Annotated in this window: 16 protein-coding genes and 1 riboswitch; of the genes, 11 read left to right on the forward strand and 5 right to left on the reverse strand. The window is 70.7% G+C overall.

The genetic code is table 11. From position 1 onward, the window contains the following. Positions 1–275: 275 nt before the first annotated feature. Positions 276–492: riboswitch (cobalamin riboswitch) on the forward strand. Positions 493–662: 170 nt separating this feature from the next. Together ACFYZF_RS17455 and ACFYZF_RS17460 are read left to right on the forward strand one after the other, a co-directional pair. Continuing rightward, a complete protein-coding gene (locus tag ACFYZF_RS17455) occupies positions 663–3,098 on the forward strand; it encodes a ribonucleoside-diphosphate reductase subunit alpha (RefSeq protein ID WP_387021595.1) in 2,436 nt (811 codons plus the stop codon). A 38-nt stretch (positions 3,099–3,136) separates the two neighbouring features. Further along, a complete protein-coding gene (locus tag ACFYZF_RS17460; protein WP_387021597.1) occupies positions 3,137–4,132 on the forward strand; it encodes a ribonucleotide-diphosphate reductase subunit beta in 996 nt (331 codons plus the stop codon). Positions 4,133–4,214: 82 nt separating this feature from the next. On the opposite strand, the gene ACFYZF_RS17465 is transcribed toward ACFYZF_RS17460, so the two are convergent. The 3 genes from ACFYZF_RS17465 to ACFYZF_RS17475 all read right to left on the reverse strand — a co-directional run bounded on the left by ACFYZF_RS17465 (position 4,215) and on the right by ACFYZF_RS17475 (position 7,527). After that, on the reverse strand, positions 4,215–5,189 hold the full coding sequence (locus ACFYZF_RS17465; protein WP_387021454.1) for a VOC family protein: 975 nt from the start codon (positions 5,187–5,189) through the stop codon (positions 4,215–4,217). A gap of 5 nt (positions 5,190–5,194) precedes the next feature. After that, positions 5,195–5,914, reverse strand: a complete 720-nt coding sequence (locus tag ACFYZF_RS17470; RefSeq protein ID WP_387021457.1) for a TetR/AcrR family transcriptional regulator — start codon at positions 5,912–5,914, stop codon at positions 5,195–5,197. A 407-nt stretch (positions 5,915–6,321) separates the two neighbouring features. Then, positions 6,322–7,527, reverse strand: a complete 1,206-nt coding sequence (locus ACFYZF_RS17475) for an FAD-dependent monooxygenase (RefSeq protein ID WP_387021459.1) — start codon at positions 7,525–7,527, stop codon at positions 6,322–6,324. 98 nt (positions 7,528–7,625) lie between these two features. Between ACFYZF_RS17475 and ACFYZF_RS17480 the strand changes: the two genes are divergently transcribed. The 9 genes from ACFYZF_RS17480 to ACFYZF_RS17520 all read left to right on the forward strand — a co-directional run bounded on the left by ACFYZF_RS17480 (position 7,626) and on the right by ACFYZF_RS17520 (position 18,816). Then, positions 7,626–8,309: a TetR/AcrR family transcriptional regulator gene (locus tag ACFYZF_RS17480; protein WP_387021462.1), complete on the forward strand. Its 684-nt coding sequence runs from the start codon at positions 7,626–7,628 to the stop codon at positions 8,307–8,309. Positions 8,310–8,602: 293 nt separating this feature from the next. Continuing rightward, entirely contained in the window at positions 8,603–8,797 is a 195-nt protein-coding gene (locus ACFYZF_RS17485; RefSeq protein WP_350883965.1) for a hypothetical protein, read from the forward strand. Between the two features lie 25 nt (positions 8,798–8,822). After that, entirely contained in the window at positions 8,823–9,746 is a 924-nt protein-coding gene (locus ACFYZF_RS17490) for a hypothetical protein (RefSeq protein WP_387021465.1), read from the forward strand. A gap of 14 nt (positions 9,747–9,760) precedes the next feature. Next, complete coding sequence (locus tag ACFYZF_RS17495) at positions 9,761–12,514, forward strand: thiopeptide-type bacteriocin biosynthesis protein (protein ID WP_387021468.1); 2,754 nt, start codon at positions 9,761–9,763, stop codon at positions 12,512–12,514. Then, a complete protein-coding gene (locus ACFYZF_RS17500; protein ID WP_387021471.1) occupies positions 12,507–13,586 on the forward strand; it encodes a hypothetical protein in 1,080 nt (359 codons plus the stop codon). Before ACFYZF_RS17495 ends, ACFYZF_RS17500 begins: the two co-directional genes overlap by 8 nt. Then, positions 13,583–15,679, forward strand: coding sequence for an ATP-binding cassette domain-containing protein (locus ACFYZF_RS17505; protein WP_387021473.1), 2,097 nt, complete (start codon positions 13,583–13,585; stop codon positions 15,677–15,679). Before ACFYZF_RS17500 ends, ACFYZF_RS17505 begins: the two co-directional genes overlap by 4 nt. Next, the gene (locus tag ACFYZF_RS17510; RefSeq protein WP_387021476.1) at positions 15,672–16,511 is read left to right on the forward strand and encodes a hypothetical protein; all 840 of its coding nucleotides are present in this window, start codon (positions 15,672–15,674) and stop codon (positions 16,509–16,511) included. The genes ACFYZF_RS17505 and ACFYZF_RS17510 overlap by 8 nt, the downstream gene beginning before the upstream one ends. Positions 16,512–16,612: 101 nt before the next feature. Then, complete coding sequence (locus tag ACFYZF_RS17515; protein WP_387021478.1) at positions 16,613–17,776, forward strand: FAD-binding protein; 1,164 nt, start codon at positions 16,613–16,615, stop codon at positions 17,774–17,776. Beyond that, on the forward strand, positions 17,773–18,816 hold the full coding sequence (locus tag ACFYZF_RS17520; protein WP_387021481.1) for a glycosyltransferase: 1,044 nt from the start codon (positions 17,773–17,775) through the stop codon (positions 18,814–18,816). The genes ACFYZF_RS17515 and ACFYZF_RS17520 overlap by 4 nt, the downstream gene beginning before the upstream one ends. Here ACFYZF_RS17520 and ACFYZF_RS17525 read toward each other — a convergent pair. Beyond that, positions 18,735–19,622, reverse strand: coding sequence for a BTAD domain-containing putative transcriptional regulator (locus ACFYZF_RS17525; RefSeq protein WP_387021484.1), 888 nt, complete (start codon positions 19,620–19,622; stop codon positions 18,735–18,737). The two genes, ACFYZF_RS17520 and ACFYZF_RS17525, sit on opposite strands and share 82 nt — an antisense overlap. A gap of 314 nt (positions 19,623–19,936) precedes the next feature. Further along, positions 19,937–23,374 carry a BTAD domain-containing putative transcriptional regulator gene (locus ACFYZF_RS17530; protein ID WP_387021487.1) on the reverse strand — a complete coding sequence of 1,146 codons (3,438 nt, stop codon included), beginning with the start codon at positions 23,372–23,374 and terminating at the stop codon, positions 19,937–19,939. Positions 23,375–23,495 lie beyond the last annotated feature (121 nt).

A 23,495-nucleotide genomic window follows, 5' to 3' on the forward strand; every position in this document is an offset into this window, starting at 1 on the left:
CGCGTCGCCGGGTCGATTCCCGGCGACGTCCATCCCTGGCGTGCCGGAAGTCACCGTAGGAGGTCACCATCTCTTGTGTACGGACGCCCGTCGGAAACCCGACTGGTCGACATCCCTTCCGGTCCTACCGGCCGGGTCCGCCGCCCTTGGATCCAGACCCGCTCCACCGATCGGCTCGGTCGCCGCGCTGAAGGAATCGACGGGCCTTCACCGCCGCGGCCTCCGACACGCCCGGACTCGACATGTGGGGTGTGACAACGCCGTAGTCCCTATATATGGTGTCGGCCGTAGCTGGTTCGGCCGCTCATCCGGGGCGGTCGAGGCAACAGGGAACCCGGTGGAAATCTGGGACTGCCCCGCAGCGGTGAGTGGGAACGACCGCCGTCATCAGCACTGGGCCGTCAGCGGCCTGGGAAGCGACGGCCAGTAGAAGACCGGCGAGCCCGGTCACGCCCGCGAGTCCGAAGACCTGCCAGCGCGCCGCACACCCATACCGGGGTGGGCGGCGGTCCGAGGCCGCGTGGGACGGCCGACGCCACCTGACCCGCGCCCCGCCGGCGTGACGTCCGCCGGTGTCTGTCTCCACGCGTCCGAAGGCCATCAGGTCTCGAGCCCGCGAGGAGTGAGTGGTGGCAGTCACCGAGGTTGTCCCGGCCGATGGCATGGTGGCCGACGAGGCAGCCCTACCGGGCCCGCGGCGGACGCAGATGCGCGTCCGTAAGCGTAACGGCGGCACCGAACCGGTCGATGTCAACAGGATCGTCCGAGCGGTCGAGCGGTGGACGGTCGGCCTCGCCGACGTCGACCCGTTGCGGGTGGCGACGCGGACGATCAGCGGCCTGTACGACGGCGCGACGACCGCCGAGCTGGACCGGCTGTCCATCCAGACCGCGGCCGAGATGATCGGTGAGGAGCCGCAGTACTCGCGGCTGGCCGCCCGCCTGCTGGCCGGCTACATCGACAAGGAGGTCCGCAGGCAGGGCATCGGGTCGTTCAGCGAGGCGATCCGGCGGGGGCACGTCGAGGGCCTCATCGGCGACGGCACCGCCGCGTTCGTCGCCGCCAACGCCAGGCAGCTCGATGACGCCGTCGACCCCCACGGTGACCTGCGGTTCGAGTACTTCGGGTTGCGCACGGTCCGCGACCGGTACCTGCTGCGCCACCCGACGAGCCGGCTGGTGGTGGAGACCCCGCAGTACTGGTTGCTGCGGGTGGCCTGCGGCCTGTCCCACGCCCCGGACGAGGTGATCGAGTTCTACCGGTTGATGTCGAGCCTGGCGTACCTGCCGAGTTCGCCGACGTTGTTCAACTCCGGCACCCGGCACACCCAGATGTCCTCCTGCTACCTGGTCGACTCCCCGCGCGACGAACTGGACTCGATCTACCAGCGGTACGCGCAGGTGGCGAACCTGTCGAAGTTCGCCGGAGGCATCGGCATCGCGTTCTCCCGGGTCCGGTCGCGGGGCGCGCTGATCCGGGGCACCAACGGGCAGTCCAACGGGATCGTGCCGTGGCTGCGGACGCTGGACGCCTCGGTGGCGGCGGTCAACCAGGGCGGCCGGCGCAAGGGCGCGGCCTGCGTCTACCTGGAGCCGTGGCATCCGGACATCGAGGAGTTCCTGCAACTGCGGGACAACACCGGTGAGGACGCCCGGCGCACCCACAACCTGAACCTGGCCAACTGGGTCCCGGACGAGTTCATGCGCCGGGTGGAGGCCGACGGGGTGTGGTCGCTGTTCGACCCGGACGTGGTGCCGGAACTGCCGGACCTGTGGGGGGACGAGTTCGACGCGGCGTACCGGGCGGCCGAGGCGCAGGGCCGGTACGTGCGTCAGGTGCCGGCCCGGGAGCTGTACGGGCGGATGATGCGGACCCTCGCGCAGACCGGCAACGGGTGGATGACGTTCAAGGACGCCGCGAACCGGTTGTGCAACCAGACCGCCGAGCCGGGCAACGTGGTACACCTGTCCAACCTGTGTACCGAGATCATCGAGGTGTCCAGCGACGCCGAGACCGCCGTGTGCAACCTCGGCTCGGTCAACCTCGCCGCCCACCTCGCCGACGGCGGCATCGACTGGGCACGGCTGCGCGCCACCGTCCGCACCGCCGTGACGTTCCTCGACCGGGTCATCGACATCAACTACTACCCGACCCCGCAGGCCGCGGCGAGCAACCCCCGCTGGCGGCCGGTCGGCCTCGGCCTGATGGGCCTGCAGGACGTGTTCTTCGCCCTGCGGCTGCCGTTCGACTCCCCGGAGGCCCGGGAGCTGTCCACCCGGATCAGCGAGGAGCTGTACCTGACCGCCCTGGAGACCTCCGCCGACCTGGCGGAACGCTTCGGAGCCCACCCGGCCTTCGCCGAGACCCGGGCGGCACGCGGCCAGCTCCAGCCGGACCTGTGGGGCGTCACGGGCAGCCAGGGGCAGCGCTGGAGGGCGCTGCGGGAGCGGGTCGCCGCACACGGCCTGCGCAACTCACTGCTGGTGGCGATCGCCCCGACCGCCACCATCGCCTCCATCGCCGGCTGCTACGAGTGCATCGAACCGCAGGTGTCCAACCTGTTCAAGCGCGAGACCCTGTCCGGGGAGTTCCTCCAGGTCAACACCGCTCTCGTACGCGAACTGAAGGCCCGCGGCCTGTGGACCGACCAGGTCCGCTCGGCGATCAAGCGCGCCGAGGGATCGGTGCAGGGCATCACGGAACTGCCGGCGGAGGTCCGGCAGCTGTTCCGTACGGCCTGGGAGTTGCCGCAGCGGGCGCTGATCGACCTGGCCGCCGCCCGCGCCCCGTTCATCGACCAGTCACAGTCGCTGAACCTGTTCCTCGCCGCCCCGACGATCGGCAAGCTCTCCTCGATGTACCTGTACGCCTGGAAGGCCGGGTTGAAGAGCACCTATTACCTGCGGTCCCGCCCCGCCACCCGGATCCAGCAGGCCACGGTCGCACCCGTCGGACCGGTCAGCCCCGTCGGCCCGGTCAACGCCGTCAGCACCGGCGGTGTCGTCAGCACCGTCGGTGTCGTCGCGCCCGTGGTGACCGTCGACGAGGCGGTGGCCTGCTCCCTGGAGAACCCCGAGTCGTGCGAAGCCTGCCAGTGACCGCCCCGACCGACGCCACCGACCCGAGGACCACACACATGCTGCTCGACCCGGGGATGGACCTCACCCTCCGCCCGATGCGCTACCCGCACTTCTTCGACCGGTTCCGCGACGCCATCCGCAACACCTGGACGGTGGAGGAGGTCGACCTGCACGCCGACCTCGCCGACCTCGACCGGCTCTCCCCGGCGGAACGGCACCTGGTGAGCCGCCTCGTCGCGTTCTTCGCCACCGGCGACACCATCGTCGCCAACAACCTGGTGCTGAACCTCTACCAGCACGTGAACTCGCCGGAGGGCCGGCTCTACCTGTCGCGGCAACTGTTCGAGGAGGCCGTGCACGTCCAGTTCTACCTGAACCTCCTCGACACGTACGTGCCCGACGAGGCCGAGCGGTTCGCCGCGTTCGACGCCATCGAGAACATTCCCTCGATCCGGCGTAAGGCCGAATTCTGCTTCCGCTGGATCGACTCCCTCCAGGACCTGCGGGAGCTGCGCTCGAAGCAGGACCGGCGGGTGTTCCTGCTCAACCTGATCTGTTTCGCCGCCTGCATCGAGGGGCTGTTCTTCTACGGGGCCTTCGCCTACGTCTACTTCCTACGCTCCCGGGGACTGCTGCACGGCCTGGCATCCGGCACCAACTGGGTGTTCCGCGACGAGTCCATGCACATGGCCTTCGCCTTCGACGTGGTCGACACCGTTCGCCAAGAGGAACCGGACCTGTTCGACGACGACCTCGCAGACCAGGTACGTCTGATGCTCACCGAAGCCGTCGAGTGCGAGGTCCAGTTCGCCGAGGACCTGCTCGGCCACGGCGTGTCCGGGATGTCCCTGGCCGACATGCGCCAGTACCTCCAGCACGTCGCCGATCGGCGGCTCGCGCAGCTCGGCATGCCCGTCCACTACGGGTCGACCAATCCGTTCGCGTTCATGGAGTTGCAGGACGTGCAGGAACTGTCGAACTTCTTCGAACGGCGGGTGTCGGCGTACCAGGTCGGGGTGACCGGCGCCGTCGCCTTCGACGACGACTTCTGAGCCGACCGCGACAGGCGAATCCCCCAGCAGATGTCGGCGATCTCGCTTCCGCGCCCTGGCTGTGTCTGCGGGGGTTCGGATGTCAGTCGATGGCGGGACGGAAGATGATCGCGACGCCGAGGGCTTCGCTGGCCGGTACGACGATCTCGTCCGGTCGGGGCGTGCGGTACGACACCCCTGCGGTCCGTAGATGATGCTCGGTCTGGGCGATGTCGTGTACCGCGACCGTGTACCCCACGAAAGCGGGCAGGGCCGGCGGGCGCTCGCCGGGCAGGACGTCGGGCAGCGCGGACTCGGCGACGACGATCACTGAGGCGTCGCCGAGGTCGAAGGTCCGGGTGGAGCCGTTGCGGTGGGCGGCGCGGCCGAGGTATGTCTCGTAGCGGCGCTCGACATCGGGCAGGGCGTCGTCGGGTACGCACAGCAGGCATCCGATCAGGTCGACGGCGCCGTTGGCGTGTTTCGGGTGCTGCTGCCCCTCGACGGCGGTGTTCTCGGCGATGCCGACCCTGCCCTCGGGCAGCCGGCCGCGTGGCACGTCCGTCTCGTCGCTGTTGATCTCCAGGTAGCGGGTCGGGACCATCCGGGTGCCGTCAGCGGTTTCGATCGGGCGCTGCACCGCGTGTACGCCGCCGTGCCCGGCGCCTGCGGCGTCCAGCCGCGCGGCGGCGGAGTCGAGGTCCGCGGAGTCGACGACGAGGATGTGCACGCCTTGGAATCGGTCCAGGAAGGCGGCGAGGTTGGCGGCGGTGCCACGGACGGCGGCCAGGAGCCCGGGCAGTCTGTCGTCGGGAACGTCGAGCGGGATCAGGTGGGCGTCGCCGGGGATCGGCTGCCCATCGTCGACGACGGTCACGATCTCGACGAAGTTGCGACGCAGGTAGATGTGGGTGTTCGCCGCGCCGACCGGACGGGGGAGTACTCCGGGGGCGGTGGGCAAGGTTGGATAGGCCGGCGGTGGCAGGGTGAAGCCAAGCCGCCGGTAGGTCTCGATCGCCGCTGTCATGTCTCGCACGACGAGGCCCACGTGGTGCAGGTCGCTGATGTCCTTGCCCATGCTGGTCACCTCTTTTCGGTTGCTGTGCCGTAGGTGGCGCGGCGGTAGTCGTCGACGTGCCGGTCGAAGACGGCGATGACCCGTGGCGCGGCGGTGGCGAACCGCGCCGGCGGTGGCGGCTTCGCCGGTTCGAACGCGTGGCGCAGGGTGTCGGCAAGTTGGTCGGCCTTGTCCACGAGGGCCAGTGCAACCTCGGGAGAAAGGAGCGGGTCGATGCCGAAGAAGCCGAACATGACTGCGGGCAGGGTGTAGTCCAGATCCTCCGGGCGCAGCCCGGCCCGCAGCAGGCCGTCGTCGGCGAGCACGCCGAGGTACTCACGGGAGGCCAGCAACTTGGCGCTCTGCAGCGGTCGGCGGGCCGGGCTGGACAGAAAGCGGTCCAGCACCTCGGAGTCCCGGGTGAAGATCGCGCGCAGCACCGGCCGTGACATCGCTTCCAGGAAGAACCGGCGCATGTACCGGTGCAGCGCGATCTCCTGCGGGTCGTGGCGCATCGCGGTCACCACCTCGCCGAGCATCGCGACTGCCTCCCGGGCGCCGACAGCGAAAAACAGCTGCTCGCGACTGCGCCAGTGCAGATAGACGGTGCCCTTGCCGACACCGGCGCGTCGGGCGATCTCGTCGATGGTCGCCCGACGGTATCCCCAGCGCAGCAGCAGTTCCTTCGCCGCGTCGAGGATCCGGTCGGCACGCTCGATCTGATCGGTGGGCTGCTGGTCAACCATGACCCCTCCTTGTGACTGATGACCAGATTAGCGCTTTGGTCATCAGTCACAAGGAGGGGGGTCGGGGTGCGGGTTCAGCCGTACGTGCCTGTGCACGTCAGGGCCGGGGCCGTACGACGGGCAGCGAGCCGCCGCCATGGTCGAACAGGTCCAGGCGTGGGATCGCGACGGGCGCCACACCGAGCCGACCTTCGGCTACTGGCCCACCGGCAGCGACCACGCTCTCATCCCCGCCGACGCCACGGTCATGGACAAGACGCACGGCGTCGTCGCGATCTCCTGGTCCTGGACCCGGTGGCACGCCAACCCTTCAACCGGTCCGACCTACCAGGCGGCATCCGTGCCCTACATCTTCGACTTCTTCGACGCGTCACATGGTGAGTGGCTGGGTGGCCGGATCGGTCGGCTCAGTTCCACGATGGCGGCAGGCCGATCGCCGGCTCGGGGTAGTCCGGCAACTCGATGTTGTTGCTGCGGTCCTCGGCCGTCCTGAGCATCATGGTCATGAGGAACGGCCGGTTGAGGAGTCCGTTGCGTACCCGCGCCGCCGTAGCGGTGCGCGGCGCGAAGAACTTGCCTGTGGTGTCGCCGCCCTTCTGGCAGCGCCGGGCGAAGTCGGCGAGCAGCCGTTCGTAGCGCGGGAACGCGACGGTGTGGTCGCCGCCTGCGGCGGCCAGTTCACCGGCAAGGACGTACGCCGCGACCACCGCGGTGCCGGTGCCCATCCCGCCGATCGTGGCTCCACAGGCGGCGTCACCGATCACGGCGATCCGGCCGCTGGACCACGGCGAGATGTCCACCCGGCAGATCGAGTCGAAGTAGAAGTCGGTCGCCTCCTCCAGCGCGGCGAGGAGCCGTGGCACCTCCCAGCCCAGCCCGGCGAACCGCTCGCGGACGATGCCACGCTGCTGGTCGGAGTCGTGCCGGTCGTAGTCGATCCGGGGCGCGGCGAACGCCACGAAGGCACCCGCCCTGGACGGATCGCGGTGATCGCCACCGATGCTGGCCATCCGGCCGGGGGCGTTGTACAACAATGAGTGCCGGTCGAGGCCGAACTCGTTCGGCAGCCCCCAGGTCGCCACGTAGTAGCCGAGGTGCCGGACGAAGCGCTCCTCCGGCCCGAAGGCCAGCCGGCGTACGGCCGAGTGCACCCCGTCGGCGCCGATCACCAGATCGAAGGTGCGGCGCGTGCCGCTGGTGAAGGTGACGTTCACGCCCTGCGACGTGTCGGTCATGGTCGCGATGCTGTCACCGAACAGGTATTCGGTGCTGTCTCGGCTCCGCTCATGGAACACCCGGGACAGGTCGAAGCGTGGCACTTCGATGTCACCGCCGGCGAAGTCGGCCGGCACTTCCATCAGCTTGCGGCCGGCGGCGTCGACGAAGCGCATCGCGGTGCCGCCGGTCTGCACCTCGCGCAGGTCATCGAGTACGCCCATCCGCTCCAGCACGCTCAGGTGGGTCCGACCGCGGAAGTCGACGCGGTTGCCACCGGCCCGCAGGCCAGGCGCGATCTCGACGACGGTCGGCCGGAAGCCGTACCGGCCCAGCCAGTACGCCAGCGCCGGCCCCGCAATGCTGGCACCGGAGATCAGCACGGTCGAATTCTTCATGACGAGCCCTCCAACAAGAAACAGTGTCCGATGGACACTATCGATACTGTGTACCATGGAAACAGATTTTGGACAACGACCAGACGCGTGGAGGCCAGGTGCCGAGCGACTTCCTGTGGGAAGGCCGGGCGCAACCGACCCGAGGACCCAGACCCGCCCTCAGCCTCGAGCACATCGCTGACGCGGGGATCGCGATCGCCGACTCGGAAGGGCTCGCGGCGGTGACCATGCAGCGGGTGGCCGCCGACTGCGGGTTCACCAAGATGGCCCTCTACCGGTACGTGGCGGGCAAGGGGGAACTGGTGGCGCTCATGGTCGAGCGCGCGATCGGTGTGCCCCCGGCCATCGATCCGGCCGACTGGCGGGCCGCCCTGAAACAGTGGGCCCACCATCTGCTCGACGCGTACGTGCGGCACCCCTGGACGGTGGAGGCGATCCTCGGTCCCCGGGCTGTCGGCCCCAATGAACTGGGCTGGATGGAGTGTGCGGCGAGCATCCTGCCGTCCACCGGGCTGACCGGGAGCGAGCGCCTCGACGCGATCGGGGTGCTCGCCGGCCATGTCCGCGCGATCGCCCAGCAGGCCATGGTGGGCCGGCAACCCGAAGCGGACCTCACCGCCGGGATCGCCGAGCAGTTGCGCCGCCACGGCGACCGCTTTCCCGCACTGGTCGCGACGATGGCCGCGGCAGCCGCCGACGGCGGGCACGACCAGGCGTTCGAGTTCGGTCTGGACCGGATCCTCGACGGTCTCGACCTTCTGGTCAGCCGGCGTGGCGGCTGAGTGATCAGCGGGCGGATGTCCCGATTCTCTCGGCGATCGCCGATGGCTGGAACGCCCATGTACCCCCGGGTGCGGGACCGCGCAGACCCTCCAGCCCTGGTCACTCTGCGTCAGCGAGGTCGATCAGGTGACCAGTAGGGGATCGACGTCCAGGGGCTGGCAGTCACCGGGCGCATAGCGGACGCATAGAAGGCGCAGACTGCCGTCAGCAATGCTTGGCCGCCATCGATGTTGTGCGATTCGGGTGGGACCCCCGACCGCACACTTCACTGTCACGAAACTGAGAGGTGGATATGACCAACAACATCAAGGCGGGTGCCCAGATGGTGGACCACGCGGAGAACTTCGTCGACCTCGACGACCTCGATCTCGCCGGGATCGACGTCGAGGCCGGTGAGATCGCCGGTGGTATCAACTGGACCTCGATCATCCCGACCACCGGCTGCACCAGCACCACCAACCGGTGTGGCGGCGGCGGATCGTACTGATCGTCCAATAGTTAGGTAACGATCGATGCGACAGCTCGCCGCTACGCTGCTGTGGCTGCGCGACGGTCCGAACGAGGTCCAGAGCCTGGTAGCAGGCCTGGATCTCGTTCGTCGCGCCGCAGCCGAGGACGCCAGTGAGGCGTGGCTCTGCATGATTGCCAACGGCACCGCGCACTACCTTTCGACGTATGCGTCCGGTGACCTGCTGTCCCGGGCATACTCCGGAACCAACGCGGTTTACGGCGTGGTCGCCCAGGTCGGTCGGCTGGACAGGGGCCCGGACGGTGAGCTGGTGGTCGACGGGTGCTGGCGGTTCGGCTCCGGCGCGGACCGGGCCACCTTCATGGCCATGGGGTGCGAGCCGGTTCAGGGCAACCGCACCACCGTGCTGATCGATCGCGCCCGACTGCACATCGAGCACCCGTGGGAGGGCCCGGGTCTGCTCGGCACGACGAGTCACACCCTGAGCGCCCGGTGCCTGGGGGTGCGACCTGAGGACGTCATCGAGATGTCGGCCATCCCGACGAATCGTCCGCTGGGGATCTACGCCGATGCGGAGCTGTTCCTGGCGAACATGCCCGGAGTGGCGATCGGGCTCGCCGAGCGGCTGCTGGAACTGCTGGGCCCCGGCCTGTCGCCGGGATCGCCCTGGCAGGCCGCCTACGCCGAGGCCGAAAGTCGTACCATCCTGGCCCGCCGCGGTCTGACCGGGATGCTGCACGGCTTCGACGCGCTGGCCCGGGACGGGCGGCTGCGGCCGTTCGCGCCGGCCCTGCGGGCGGAATACCGCGCGGTCCTCTCCGCCGCCTACCACGTCTGCCTCGACGCGGTTCTCGCACTGATCGAGGCCTGCGACTCGGCGGACCCCGGCGTGGAGCAGCGGCTGGCCGAGGCGCGTCTGGACGCCGCCACCATGAAGCCGCACGCGGCCATGCGGCCGCACAGATGACCGGAGCTGCTGGAATGACGCCATCCCCACGGACGCTGTCCACGCCGGGCTGGTGCCTGATCCGGGTACCGGTGCTGCCGGCCGTCCCTTGCGACGACCCGTCGCCCCGGGTCGGCGAGATGTCGCGGCGGCTGCTGGAACTGGCCGTGGAGTACGCCACCACCTTCCAGCGCTCCGGGGATGACGACCGCGACTGGCAGGACCAGCCGACCCGGATGGCGATCTACGGCAACCGGGCCCGATTTCGGCCTACCCCGTTCGGAATGTTCGGCTTCAGCATGCTCGCCGACCTTGTCGACGGTGATTCCACGACACACATCGACCTCGCCACCGAGATCCGGCTGGCGCGCCTCGACCTGCCCCGGCCGACCGGGAACTGGTTCGTCAATCCCACCCTCGTCGCCGATGCCGGCCGCTGGTCGTACGTGCGTCCGGATCGGGGCGGTACGACGTCGTTGTCGGACGATCCGGCGATCTGCCGGCTCGCCGAGCTGCTCGGTGAACAGCGTGCCGCCGCACCGCGCTCCGCTGCCGACTGGGCTGCCGACCTCGGCGATGACGGCACGGCACAGTTCGACCTCTGCGTACGCAGGCACCTGCTGTTGCCGGAGCACGCGCCGGAGATGCTGGTGGGGACCGCCGTGGCCGCCTCGCCCGCGGATCCGGTGAAGGCGGTGCTCGCCGAGGAACGGCCCTTCCGCCCCGACCAGTTCGTGGACGCGTTCAGCGAGGTTCGGCCCCGCCTCGACCGCGGCCCGGTGGAGGCGCTGGTCGACGGCGTCGCCCAGATGATGCGGGTGCCGTGGCCGTCCGACCGGCTCGAACGGGTCCGGGAGTACGTGGGCGGCATGTTCTCCGGCGGCGCGGTGCCGCTGACCTGGCTGCTGACCGCACCGGTGGACCACTCGCTGGGTAGTTGGCGGCGACCGCCGACGCCCTCGGAGACCCCCGACCTCCCGGATGCGCCGCGGCGGCTGTTCGTGCCCCCTGGCCGCCGCGACAACAGCGCGGTGGAGTGGTGGAACGACGCGGTCACGCTGGACCAGTGGCGGGCGGGGCAACCCGAGCGGGCAAACGCCGGGATCTCCGATCCCGCGGGCTCGACCCGACCCCGGTTCGGCATGGCCTGCGGCGCGCTCCTGGCCGAGCCGTGCTCCGGTGCCGATGCCTGGCTGAAGATGATCATGCCGGGGTTCTGGGGCGGGCCGGGGGCCAGGTTCGGCGAGCATCTGCACGTTCCGGATCTCTGCGCCACGGTGGAGGACGCCGGCCGGCTCGCCGTCGAGATCGGCTGGATTCCGCTGGACCGGCGGGCGCCGCTGGCCCGACGTCGGGTCGGCGATCTGCCCCGACTCAACCTCAACCTGCCGCACCGTTCCGGTGACCTCCTCCTCACCGACCTGGCGGTCGTCGTCGTGGACGGGCGGCTCCAGCTGGTCAACCGCGCCGACGGGCGCTTCGTGGAACTACGCTGGGACAGCCCACTGTCGTTGAGCCACGATCTCAACCCCTGGGCGGTCAGGTTGCTCGGGCTACTCATGGACGAGGCCGCCGACACGATACCGGCCGCCGACCCGAGCCAGTGGCGGTCGCCGGGCGGCATGAATCCGCGCATCACCGCCGGGCGTTGCCTACTTGCCCGCCGTGGCCTGGTGCTGAACGCCCAGCACCGGGCCGACCTGCTCGAGTTGGCCGCCGATCCCGTCAGGCTCTGCGACGTGCTGACCGAAGTCGGGCTGGGATCCACGGTGGAGCTGACCGAGGGCGCGGACCTCACCATGCGGATCGACCTCACCGACGCCGTGCAACTGCGGTGGTTCACCCAGCGGCTGCGCCGCGAGGGCAGGCTCCAGCTGCACGAGGCGCTGCCGGTGAGAACACCGGTGTGGTCCGATCTCGGCGGCCACGTCCACGACCTCTGGGTGCCCTGGTCGTACCGGGAGTCGGCGGTGAGCCGGCCGCTGTCGCGGACCCGGCTCGTGGACCGACTGCCGGTGGCGGACCCGGACTGGACCAGCTGGTACGTGTACGCCCCGGACCGGGCGGTGGAGACGTGGCTGGCCAGAACTGACGTCATGGCGCTCATGCGCCGAGCCGAGCTGTTCTACATCCGGTACCGGGACGAACGGCCTCACCTGCGGGTACGCGTGCGTTCGTCGGCCGCGACCGAGACGTTGCTCGCCGACCTGCGCACCCATCTGGCCAGACTGGTGCCGCAGCAACCGTGGGAGGTGGAGGTCCGCGCCTGGGTGCCGGAGGACTACCGGTACGGCGGCCCGGCATTGCGGGCGGAAACCCTGCGTCATTTCTGCGGCGACTCGGCCTGGTGGGTGGGGCGGCTCACCGCCGGCCCGGACCAGGCGGGCCGGTACGCGCTGGCGGTGTCCCGGATCGCGGCCTGGTGCTGGCAACTCGGCGGCGACAACGGGGCCCTCGACCTGCTGTGCGATCTGCGTGGGCTGGACCCGCGGTTGCCCGGTTCCCTGGCCCAGCGGGACTGGATGGCGGCCTTCCGTTCGGCCCGGCCCGATCTGGAGCGGGCCTTGGACTTCGCCCTCACCGAGCCCGACCCGACGCTCGGCCATCTCGTGGACATGAACGAGGACGCCCGTCGGCTGGCCCTGAGCAGCATGATCCACATGACCATCAACCGAGGGCTTCCGCTCGGACAGGCGGTGAGCCGCGAGCCGGAGATCGTGACGGCAGCGGCGCGGCTGCTGAAGGGCCGGATGGCCCGGGTTCCCCGGGGCGGGACCGGGCATGCCTGAGGTCGACGCCGCGCGTCGGCTGCTTCGCCGGCTGATGGGGCATCTCCGCCAACGTGGCAACGCGACCGTGGACGCGCTGGCTGCCCTGGCTCTGCTCGCGGCGCGGCTCGACCACCGTCCGCTGGCCGTGTCGCTGACCCAGCTCGCGTTGCGCGGCGAGCCCGTTTCCGACCACCGGGTCACCTGGCTGCTGCATCGTCTGGTGGACGACTGCCTCGCTTCGGCTGCCGGCCACCTGGATGTGCCGGCGTCGACCGGCCCGGCGGCTGCCGAGGTGCTGACCGCCCGGTACCGGCGCTTCGTCGAGGCCGGCGAGCTGGATCCGATCAACGGCGCCGGGGGCATCGGGATCGCGCTGTGGGACGTGGCCGGCCCGGCGGCGCGTGACGAACTCGCTCCCGCGCTTGCCCGGACCGCCCTCGGCATCCTCCGGGCGCCGTCGAACGGGCTCTACCACGGCCGCAGCGGTGGCATCCTGCTGCTACGAATGCTCGGTCGCCGGTATGGCCGGGACGGGGTGCTGACCGCCCCGGTCGACGCCCTGGTCCGCGACATCGAGCGGCTGGAGCCGGCGGTGCTCGACACCGGTGGCCTGGGCGCCGGCGGGGTCACCCTGTGCTCCGGCCTGCCCGGGATGCTGGCCGCGCTGGGCCCGGACGCCGAACCGGTCGTGCTGGAGCGGATGGTCCGAGCACCGATCACCCAGGCGTCCCTGCGTCGGCTCGACGAGTTGCTCGTCGACGAGACCGCCGACGTCACCTTCTGCCACGGCCTCGCCGGGCTGAGCCTCGCCATCCGGCTCTCGCCATGCTGGGCAGGGCTCGTCGGCACCGATCGGGCGGGCGCGCTGGCGGCCCGGCTCTCGGCCCACCTCGACCGGGTCGACGGGCAGGAAGTGGCCGACGCCTTCGACACGCCGTACGTTCTTTCCGTGCTCAGCGGACCGGTCGGGGTGGCGCTGGCGCTGGCGGAGACCGTGACCAGCACCCCGCCGTGGTGGGGGAGCGGGGTGAGCCTGGGCGACGGCACGTCCGCCGTGGCCGGAACGCGAGTGATCGGAGTCCCCGGATGACAGTCAGCCTGCAGACGCAGGACAACGACTGCGGGGTGCAGGCCCTGGTCACCAGCCTGAGGCTGCTGGGCCACGACTTCCCCGAGCCGGCGTTGCGGGACGCGTTGGCCGTACGTGGAGCGCTCTCCATGCGGGACCTGCGGGACACCTCGGCCGAGGTGTGCGGCGTTCGCTATCGCGCCCGGCGGGACTGCCCTTTCGACGCGCTGACCCCCGGCGCCATCGTTCACCTGCGGGCTGACCACTTCATCACCGTCGAACGTCGGCGGCGACGCCAGGTGCGGATCTTCGATCCGTCGTTCGGCCACGCGTGGCTCGACGAGCGCGGCTACCGCGAGCGGTCCTCCGGCTGGGTTCTGCTGCCGGGTTCCCCACCGGCCACGCCAGGTGCCGGCGACCAGCCTGCGGCCCGGGTCGCGTCGGCCGGTCGCGCCCGCCGGTCGGCTCGGGCCTCGTGGCTGTGGCCGCTGGTGCGTTCCGGCGAGCTCAGCTTCCGCCAGGTCGTGCCGCTGCTCGTGATGAGCCTCGTGCTCTACACCGGCCTGACCATGCTCAACCTGGTCCTGCTGCCGTACCTGAACCAGGTCGCGGCCGGTGGCCGGGTGGCCGCCGGCCCCCTGGCCGCCGCCCTGATCACCTTCTTCGTCGCGCTGAGCGTGCTGTTCTGGCTGCGGCACCGGCAGCTCACCGCGGTCGGGCTGGCGTTCGACCGGGCGATGCTCGGTAACCTCGTCGATCGGCTGACCCGCACGTCGGCGACGACCGAGATGACCTCGGGTGGGGTTCTGCACCGGGTGCAGAGCGCCCGGGAGGTGCGGGAGGCCGGCACCACCCTGGCCCTGTCGATGTTCACCGACGCCGTCGCGGTGGTGATCCTGCTGGCATTCATGGCGTCGATGTCGCTGCCGCTCACCGGCGTGGTGGCGGCCCTCGGCGCCCTGCACATCGGGGTGACGCTGCTCGCCCGACGGCCGATCAGCCGCCACTACGACGAGCAACTGCGCCTCGACGGTGAGGTCCAGGATGTCCTGATCACCACGACCCGGGGACTGACCACCTTCCGTGGTCTCGGGGCCGTCTCGCACCTGAGGGCCGAACACGCCCGGCGGCTTGATCTGCTGCACGACTCGGTACGAGCGTTGCAGTACCGGCTCTCCTGGGTGTACGGGCCGAGTGAGGCCCTGCGCTTCTCCGGCCTGTACGTGATTCTCATCGTGGGGTCGGTGCTGGCCGCGACGGGGCTGGTCAGCACGGGCGAGCTGTTCGGATTCCTCACCCTCGGCGGGACGGTGCTGTTCTCGGTCATCTCCATCGCGCAGACCCTGCCGGCCGTCGCCCAGTTGGAGCGGCAACTGCGCTACGTGGCGACGCTGCTGACGCTGCCGGCGATGCCGGCCGGCAAGCACACCCGGCCGGTGCCGGACGCGCCGGCGGTGGAACTGGACGGTGTGCGTGTCTGCCGCCCCAGGGACGGCTTCGACCTGCGGCTCGACCTGCGTGTCGAGCGGGGTGAGACGGTCACCGTCGGCGGGGTGAGCGGCGTCGGCAAGTCCACGATGGCGCACATCGTCAGCGGGCTGGACCCGGCGCCGGCCGGCCGGGCCGTCATCTACGGTGTGCCGGCCGGCGACTGGGACCCGGACGCGTTGCGGCCGTTGGTCTGTTACGTACCTCCCCGCTCCGACTTCATGCACACCACGATTCGCGACAGCCTCTGTGCCGGCACGGCCGAGTTGGACGACCAGGAAATCCGAAACATGCTCACGTTGATGGAGCTGGACGAGGTGATGCGCCCGCTGCGGCTGGGACTGCGCACGACGCTGCGGATCAACGGCGCCACCTTCAGCGCGGGCGAGGTGCAGCGGTTCGCGTTGGCCCGGGCGCTGCTGCGCCGACCATCGCTGTTGATCCTCGACGAGGCGACCAACTCCCTGGACCGCGAGATGGAACTGCGGCTGCTGAACGCCGTCCGGCAGCGGGTGGAAACGCTGATGGTGGTCAGCCACCGGCCGGTCGGCGAGCACCTGGGCAGCCGGCACCTAACCGTCGTACGCGATCAGGACGGTGTCTCCCGGGTGGTGGCCGGTGGCTGAGCCGTTGCGCGGGGTGCACGCCTACTGGCGGATTCCCAGCCGGCATCCGCGCCCCTACCGGCAGTTGTCCTGCGCCACCTGGCTGCTGAGCATCCTGTCCTGGCAGCGGCACGCCGGTCCGATCGACCTGTACGCCGACCCGCCGACGATCGACTGGCTCGATCAACTCGGCTGGCTCGGCTACTACGACCGGACGGAGGTCCTCGACGACGCCGGACTGGACCGACACTACGAACGGGTCGCCTGCTTCGCGTTGCCGAAGCTGCTCGCCCTCGACCGCTTTCCCGAGTCGGTGCTCGTCGACACCGATGCCTACCTGCGCGTCGGCCTGCGCCCGCAAGGGCCCGGCTCGCTCTTCGCCCACCTGGAACGCGGCGACGTCGACTTCTACACCCGGCTGCGCGAACTCGCCAACCCCGCCGGGGTGGACCTGCCCGACTCGCTGGCGCTGGTCGGCAACACCTCGCTGTTCCGGGCCGCCGACCCCGACCTGGCCCGTCGGATCAGCCGCACCGGGCTGTCCTTCCTGGCCGACAACCCGTCCACCCCGGGACGCGACATCCACCTGCACATGACCGTCGCCGAGCAGGTGCTCGCCACGCACCTCACGATCGCCGCCGGGCATCCGGTGGTGAACGTCTTCGGCGCGGTCTGGTCGCCGCAGACGCTCACCTGGATGACCGACCCCCCGAACTTCGGCCACCTGTGGAGCATCAAGCGCGGGCCGCAGGTGGCGACGCTGGTCGCCGCGTACGCGGCGGTCACCCGAATCCTGCGCGACGAGTACGGGGTCGCACCGGATCGGGTACGGACGGCGCTGGAGCAGGTGTGAGCCAGGCGGGCGTGTTCGACAGGCTGGCGAACGCGGGCGCCATTGTCACGCCGGCGGCATCGGCGGCGTCGACCGTGCCCGGTGGACATCCGCCGAAATGGGTGGTGGAGCCCACGTCACTGACCCAGCTCGGCGCGGTAGTCCGGATCCTCAACGACGGCACGGTCCCGTGGCGGGTCGACAGTCGCGGACGCAACTGGGGGTACGACGACTCCCGCGTACGCACGCCCGGCGTGATCGTCCGGCTGGCCCGACTGGACCGGCTCAGCCTGGATGTCGAGATCGGTCTCGCCACGGTGCAGCCCGGGGTGACCTTCGCCAGGTTGAAGGCGGCACTGACCGACGCCGGAGCGCCGTTCTACCTTCCGCCGCCGGGCTCCGGACCACACACCTCCGTCCTCGGCAACGCCCTCGACCGGGGGCTGCTCTCCGGGCTCGGCGAACGGGAGCGTCACTGCCGGGACTTCCTGGTGATGGAGCGCGACGGTTCGACGCACCGGCTGGGCTGGACCGGTGCGGAGGACGCGCGGGTCCGGGGCGCCCTGCCCTACCCGCCCGGTCCACACGGCCAGGGCGCGCTGTTCCAGACCGCCGGGTACGGCCCGATCGTGGTGGAGCTGACCCATGTCCTCCAGGCGGCACCGGCGCAGGCGATGCGGCTGGTGGTGCTCTCCGAGCCGGCCCTGACCGAGGAACTGGTGCGTTGCTGGCGTGAGCTGCTCGTCGAAGGGCTGGCGAGTAGTTCCATCCTGGCACCGCAGGCGCGTCGGCGGGCGCAGGGGATCGCCACCGCCCACGACGGGCTCGTCCTCGACCTGTCCGTCACCGCCGGCTCCGTGGCGACCCTCCGGGCCAAGGCCGCAGATGTCCAGCGGCTGGTCCGCGAGCACGGGCAGCGACTGGCGCTGCGGGTCTCGGAGCACCCCGACGACCTGCGCATCGTCGGCGGTGACAGCGAGCACCCGGAGGAGGTCGCCCAACTCGCCGAGGGGTTGGAGTGGCACACGGCGGCGCTGCCGTTCGCACCGTCGATGGTCGTCGCCTTCGCGCACGCCGTGCAGGCAGAGGCGGTACTGGCGGACACGCCGTGGTCCCTGCGCCCGCTCGACGACCGGGCCGTGGTCTGGCTGTCCCCGTTCGTCTACCGCAAGGACGATCCGGCCGGCGTCGAGCTGCTTCGCCGCCGGGCTGCCGCCTTCGACCGCATCCGTGGCGAATTCGGCCTGCCCTCGTACCGGTCCGGCGGGGTGCGTGGCGGGCGATGAGACACCTTCTCGTCGTCAGCGTGCACCGAATCTCCACCGGGCAGTCGGGCGAGGCGATCCACCTCCGGCAGCTTGCCGGGGCGCTGCGGACCGCCGGTGAGCGGGTGACGGTGCTGGACGGACCGATGGACCCGGGCGCGGCGGGCAGCGGTCATGGCGCGGCGCTGCGCTCCCTGGCGGGATCACTCGACCGGCTGCTCCACCAGGACCGTCCGGATGCGGCCCTGCTCTGGGGGCATCTCGGTGAGGAGACCGTGTTGGCACAGCGGCTGCGGGCGGCGGGCGTGCCGACCGTGTTGGAGCATCCCGCGGCCGACCTTCGGCCCGTCGCGCAGACGCTCCGACTCGTCGACGAGGTCGTGGTCCCGTCCCGATTCGCCCGAGACCTCTTCACCGGGCAGACCGGTCGGGACGCCCGGCCGATCGAGCCGCTGTTGCGCCCGTGCTCCTGTGCGCCCGGCGCGGACCCCGCTGGCGCGGCCCGGTCCGGCCCGTACCGGCTCACCTTCGTCAACCCGGAGCCGGCCAAGGGCCTCGGTGTGGTGATGCACCTGGTCGTGGCCGCCATCCGGGCGAACCTGCCGTTCCGCTTCCGCTTCGTGGAGGGGCGTTGGACCGCCGCCGACCTGGCCGCTCAGGGCATCGTCGCGGCGGAACTGCCGTGCGTCGAGGTCGTCGGCTACCGCGCCGACGTCTGTTCGCTGTACGCCGAGACGGACCTGCTGCTGGCGCCGAGCCTGTGGCGGGAGAGCTTCGGGATGATCGCCCGCGAGGCCGTGGTGCACGGTGTTCCCGTCGTCGCCACCCGGACCGGTGGGTTGCCCGAGGCCGTCGGCGACGGGGGGATCTGCCTCGATCCGCCGGAGTGCGGCGACGACTACCTCGTACGGATGACCGGGGACGAGGTCCGTGCGTGGCTGTCCGCTGTCGTGGACGGGCTGCGCCGTGGGCGCCGGCCTCAGCCGGAGCTGCTGTCCCGGGCCACCGCCGAGAGCGTCCAGGCGTACCGCGAAGTGCTGTCGGGCTGCGCGGCGGCGTGAGGGCGCCGCTCGGCACGCCACCCCGGCAACGCCGTGCCCGCGACAGTGGCGGCACCGTCCGGCGCGGCCCTCTCGTCAAGATCGAGCTTGGGATCCTGCCGCAGGATGGCCAGCTCCAGGTCGCGGAGCAGCGGGCCGGGGTCGAGCCCGTGCTGATCGGCGAGCATCTCGCAGCCCTGCCGGGCCACCCGGAGCGCCTCAAGCTGCCGGCCACAGCGATACAGCGCAATCATGAGCTGGGTACGCAGGCGTTCGCGCAGCGGATACTCGGCAACGTACCGGGTCAGTTCGGCGATGAGCTCATGGTGCCTTCCGAGGGTCAGCTCCAGGCCGAGGAGCCATTCCAGGTCGGCGAGGCGTCTCTCCTCCAGATGCAACCGGCCGGGTTCGACGAAGTCGGCGGCCGCACCGGAGAGGGGAGTTCCCCGCCAGAGCGCCAATGCCTCGCGCATGAGCTTGCAGGCGTTCTCCAGGAGGCCCCGCTCACCCTCGACCCGGGCCGTCGTGGTCAGGGTCGTGTACCTCGCCAGGTCGAGCTGGTCGGGCGCCAGTGCCAGCACATATCCGCCGGGCTGGGTGACGATCGGCTCGGTGGCGATGTCGGCCTGCTGGATGCTCCGGCGCAGCGCCCAGATCTCGGACTGGATCTGGGCTCTCGCCGTCGACGGCGGGCTGACTCCCCAGATCGCCGCGGCCAGCTGGTCGACCGACACCACCTGGTTGGCGTGCAGCAGCAGGTAGGCCAGCACCGCCCGCCGGCGGGGCCGATCCACGTTGACCGGGGAGCCGTGAGCCGTGACACCCACCGGGCCCAGGAGTGTGAAGCGCAGGGTCATGATGATCCGCCCGGGGACAGCGGCGCCGGGCTGCCGCCCTGGCAACCGATGATCGGATCGACCCTCGTCCGGAGCCGATGACAGGCCAACGGGAAATCCATTGTGGATGTCCTCCTCGCGAGGCTGGGCAAGCCGTTCGGGAGCATTTTTGTGGGTAGGCGTCCGCCGGTACCCGAGATCGACAACTACTCCCATCGCCTGGAAGCTAATGACGGGCTGGTACGCGGGACCGACGTCCGGCTTCCCGTAGTTGCCCCGTACCGGTTCCTAACCGTTCCGTCTGGTCAGAATCGGGTGGCCGGCGGCCGAAGCCACCGTCGGGTGAGGGCGTGCGCCATCCGGTCCGCCCCTGCGGCGCGATAGATGGTCACTGCCTCGTCGACCAACCGACCCGCCGCCTGGGCATCCTGCCCGGTCAGGCAGTGGGCGTGCACCGCCAGGGCATCCGCTTCAAGAAGGCGGAAGCCGTGCGTCCGTGCCGTGTCGCGGGCCAGCTCGCAGGCCCGCTGCGCGGCGTCGCGGTCGCCGGTGTGAAGGAGCACGCCGGCCAGGCCCACACCGGCGCGGGCGTCGAAGTACGGGTAGTGGTGCTGCCTCGCCATGGCCTGCGACTGGAGCAGGCACCGCGTCGCCTCCGACACGTCCAGGCCGGCCAGGTGCGCCTCGCCCAGCGTGGTCAGCAACGCCACCTGGGCACGCTGGTCGCGGACGATCAGGGCGACGTCGTAACCCTCCCGGGCCGCGCTGACGGCGGCGGCCGGGGCGGCCTGCTGCCGGTGGAGTTGGCTGATCTCGTCCAGGGTGGACAACTCTCCGTGCATGTTCGAGCGTAGTCGGTAGCCGGTCAGTGCCGCTGTCAGATGAGATGCGGCCTCGTCGAACTCGCCGAGTTGACGCAGCACCATGCCGAGGTTTCCCCGCGCCGACAGCGCAGACGCCTCCCGGCCGGCCCGTTCGTTGATCCGTAGCGCGGCGGTGAAGCACTCGGCGGCGGGCCGGAGCCGCCCCTGATCCGCGTACATGGCGCCCAGACCGCTGAGCGCGAGGGACCGGACGTACCCGGCGCTCTCGTCACCGCACAGGGTAAGCGCGCGTCGATACGAGGTATGGGCGTCGTCGAGCAGGCCCTGCTCCGCCTGTACGACGCCGATGCTGTGCCACAGGTACGCCGCAGCCTCATGCCACGCGCCCGCCTCGGCCAGCAGCGCGCCCGCCAGGTAGTCGTCCAGCGCCTCCCGGTGGCGACCCAGGGCCCACATGGCCTGCCCGCGGCTGATCAGCAGCGCGGCCTGTGCGGACCCGTCCGCTGCCTCCGCAGCGACCCGCAGGCCGGCTTCCGCCGTTCGCAGCCACCGATCCACATGCCGCCGGACGAGGAAGTATCCCCGTAACTGGTCGGCGATCTGCCAGCTCACCGGGTCCGGGCCCCGCGCGGCGGTCTGCTCGACCAGGGCCACCAGCGCGGCGACCTCCCGGTCCAGCCACTCCAGCGCCCGGTCCTGTCCCGCGAAGGCATCCGCCCGCCCGGGGACGGCGGTCGGTAGTTGGACCGTGTGGGGGGAGACCCACCCCATCGCGGCGATCAGGTGTTCCAGATACCAGGCGTGCAGACGCCTCCGGCCGGCGTCGCGCTCGCCGGGATCACCATCGGCGAGCAGCTTGCCGGCATACAGCCCGAGCAGGTCGTGGAACCTGAATCGATCTGCGGTCAATTGGAGCAGCATGTTGCCATCCAGGAGCTCGCAGACGACAGCGTCCGTCGCCACCGGGTCCAGACCGAGCGCCTCCGCGGTGGCATCGAGTCCGAAGTCGTCACCGGGATGCAGGGCACAGAGCCGAAACGCCCGCCGTGCGGCTTCGCTGAGGTCCTGGTAGCTGAGCTGGAAGCTGGCCAGGACGCTGGAGTCGCCGACGCTCAGTTCGGCCAGCCGACCGTGCACGTCCCGCAGCCGCCGGGCCAGCTCGGCGGTGCTCCAGGCAGGCCGGTTCGCGAGCCGGGCGGCCACGATGCGAAGTGCCAGCGGCAGCTTCCCGCACGCCAGCGCGACCTCCTGGGTCGAGCGGGGGTCTGCCGGTGGCCGGCTGCCGCAAGCATCCGCGATCAACTTCACGGCGTCCGAGATGGGTAGCGTCGGGACGTCGACGACGGTCGCGCCGGCGAGGTCCGGCAGCCGCCACCGGCTCGTGACCAGTACGTCACAATGGCCGGGACCGGGAAGCAGCGGCCGTACCTGCGCCGCCTCACGCGCGTTGTCGAGAATGATCAACATTCGGCGGTCGGCCAGCTCGCTGCGCAGGGACGCCGACGCCTCGGCCTCGTCTACGCCAACCTGGCGAGCCGGTACGCCCAGGGCGCGCAGGAACCGTCCAAGCACCTCCATGGGTGCAACGGCTGCCCCGGTGCCGCCCCGCAGGTCGGCGTAGAGCTGCCCATCCGGGTATCCGGTGCGCAACTGGTGTGCCGCCCTCAGGGCGAGGGCGGTCTTGCCCACTCCCGCAGCTCCGCTGAGCGTGACGATGTTGGGGGAGACCTGCCCCTCTTCGGACGTACGTCGTTCGAACGCGCCCCTGATCGTGATGAGTTCGGTGGCCCGTCCGACGAACCCCGGCGGCGGGGCGGGCGCCTGCTGGAGCACCGGGCGGCGTGCCGGCGCCGGGCCCGGCGACTCGCGGCGCTGCAACGCGTAGTCGTGCGCCTGCCGGAGCTTCGGGCTGGGCTCGATGCCCAGGTGCTCCACCAGAGCGGCACGAATCCGCTGGTAGGTGGCGAGCGCCTCGGCCTGCCGGCCGCTGGCTGACAGGACCATGATCAGATCGGCGTGCACCGGCTCGTCCAGCTCGAACTGCCAGGCCAGCTCCCGCAACGGCGGCAGCACCTGCTCGCAGCCGCCGAATTCCCGGGCGAGCGCCGCCCAACTGCGGAGGAGTTGTGCGTACTGATGCCGCAGAGCGGTGGTCACCGGAATGTCGCGCAGCGCCTCCACGTCCGTCTCGCCGCGCCACAGGAGCGCCGCTGCGGCGAAATGGTTGCTGGCCAGCTCGGGATCGGCCTCACCAGTACCCAGCGCGATGAGCCGGCGAAACCGAAGTAGATCCAGTTGCCCCGGCGCGAGCGTGAGGCGGTAGCCATCGCCTGTCGCGCGGAGCACCCTCGTCGCGTCGTGGAGTCGCAGCTTCCGGCGGAGCCGGCCGACGTAGCTATGCAGTAGTTGCCGGACCCGTTGTGGCCGCTGGTAGCCCCACAACAGCTCAATGAGTTCCTCGCGTCCCACCACCTCGCCGGCGTTCAGCGCCAGCCGCACGAGGATGCGACGCTGCTTGGGGGAGGCGAGTTCCACCTCGTGCGGACCGCACCGCACCTGAAGTGGCCCGAGCACCGCCACCGAAATCTCGTCAACAGGATCACCGGGCACGGGGTCGGGCTGCGGTGCCGGTTCCGTGCGGGTCGTGGCGGCTGCCCGCACCAGCTCAGCTCCGTCGCCGGACAGCCCCAGTGCCTCGATCATGGCGTGCAGCGATGCCCGGCGTGGAAGGCGGCTGCGGCCCTGCTCCAGATCGCGGATGGTCGCAACGCTCACGCCGGCCCGGTCGGCCAGCTCGCGCTGCGTAACACCAGCGCGATCGCGGGCTGCTCGCAGGATGACGCTGAACGGCACGTCCGGGGCCGCCCCGGGCGTCGAACGAAACGAAACTGCAGGAAGCGAGAACTCCCATGCCGGCACGGGGGCCGATGCTACAAGACCCGGGCAGGGTGGTGACTGGGGTCACCTCCGTCAGTCGGGCGGACAAGGGATTCAATGCACTCCGCCCGGCGCGGCTGTGTCTCGGCGGGCCGACGGGACG

Source organism: Micromonospora sp. NPDC001898, assembly GCF_042891255.1.
In the GTDB taxonomy this organism is placed as follows: Bacteria; Actinomycetota; Actinomycetes; order Mycobacteriales; family Micromonosporaceae; genus Micromonospora.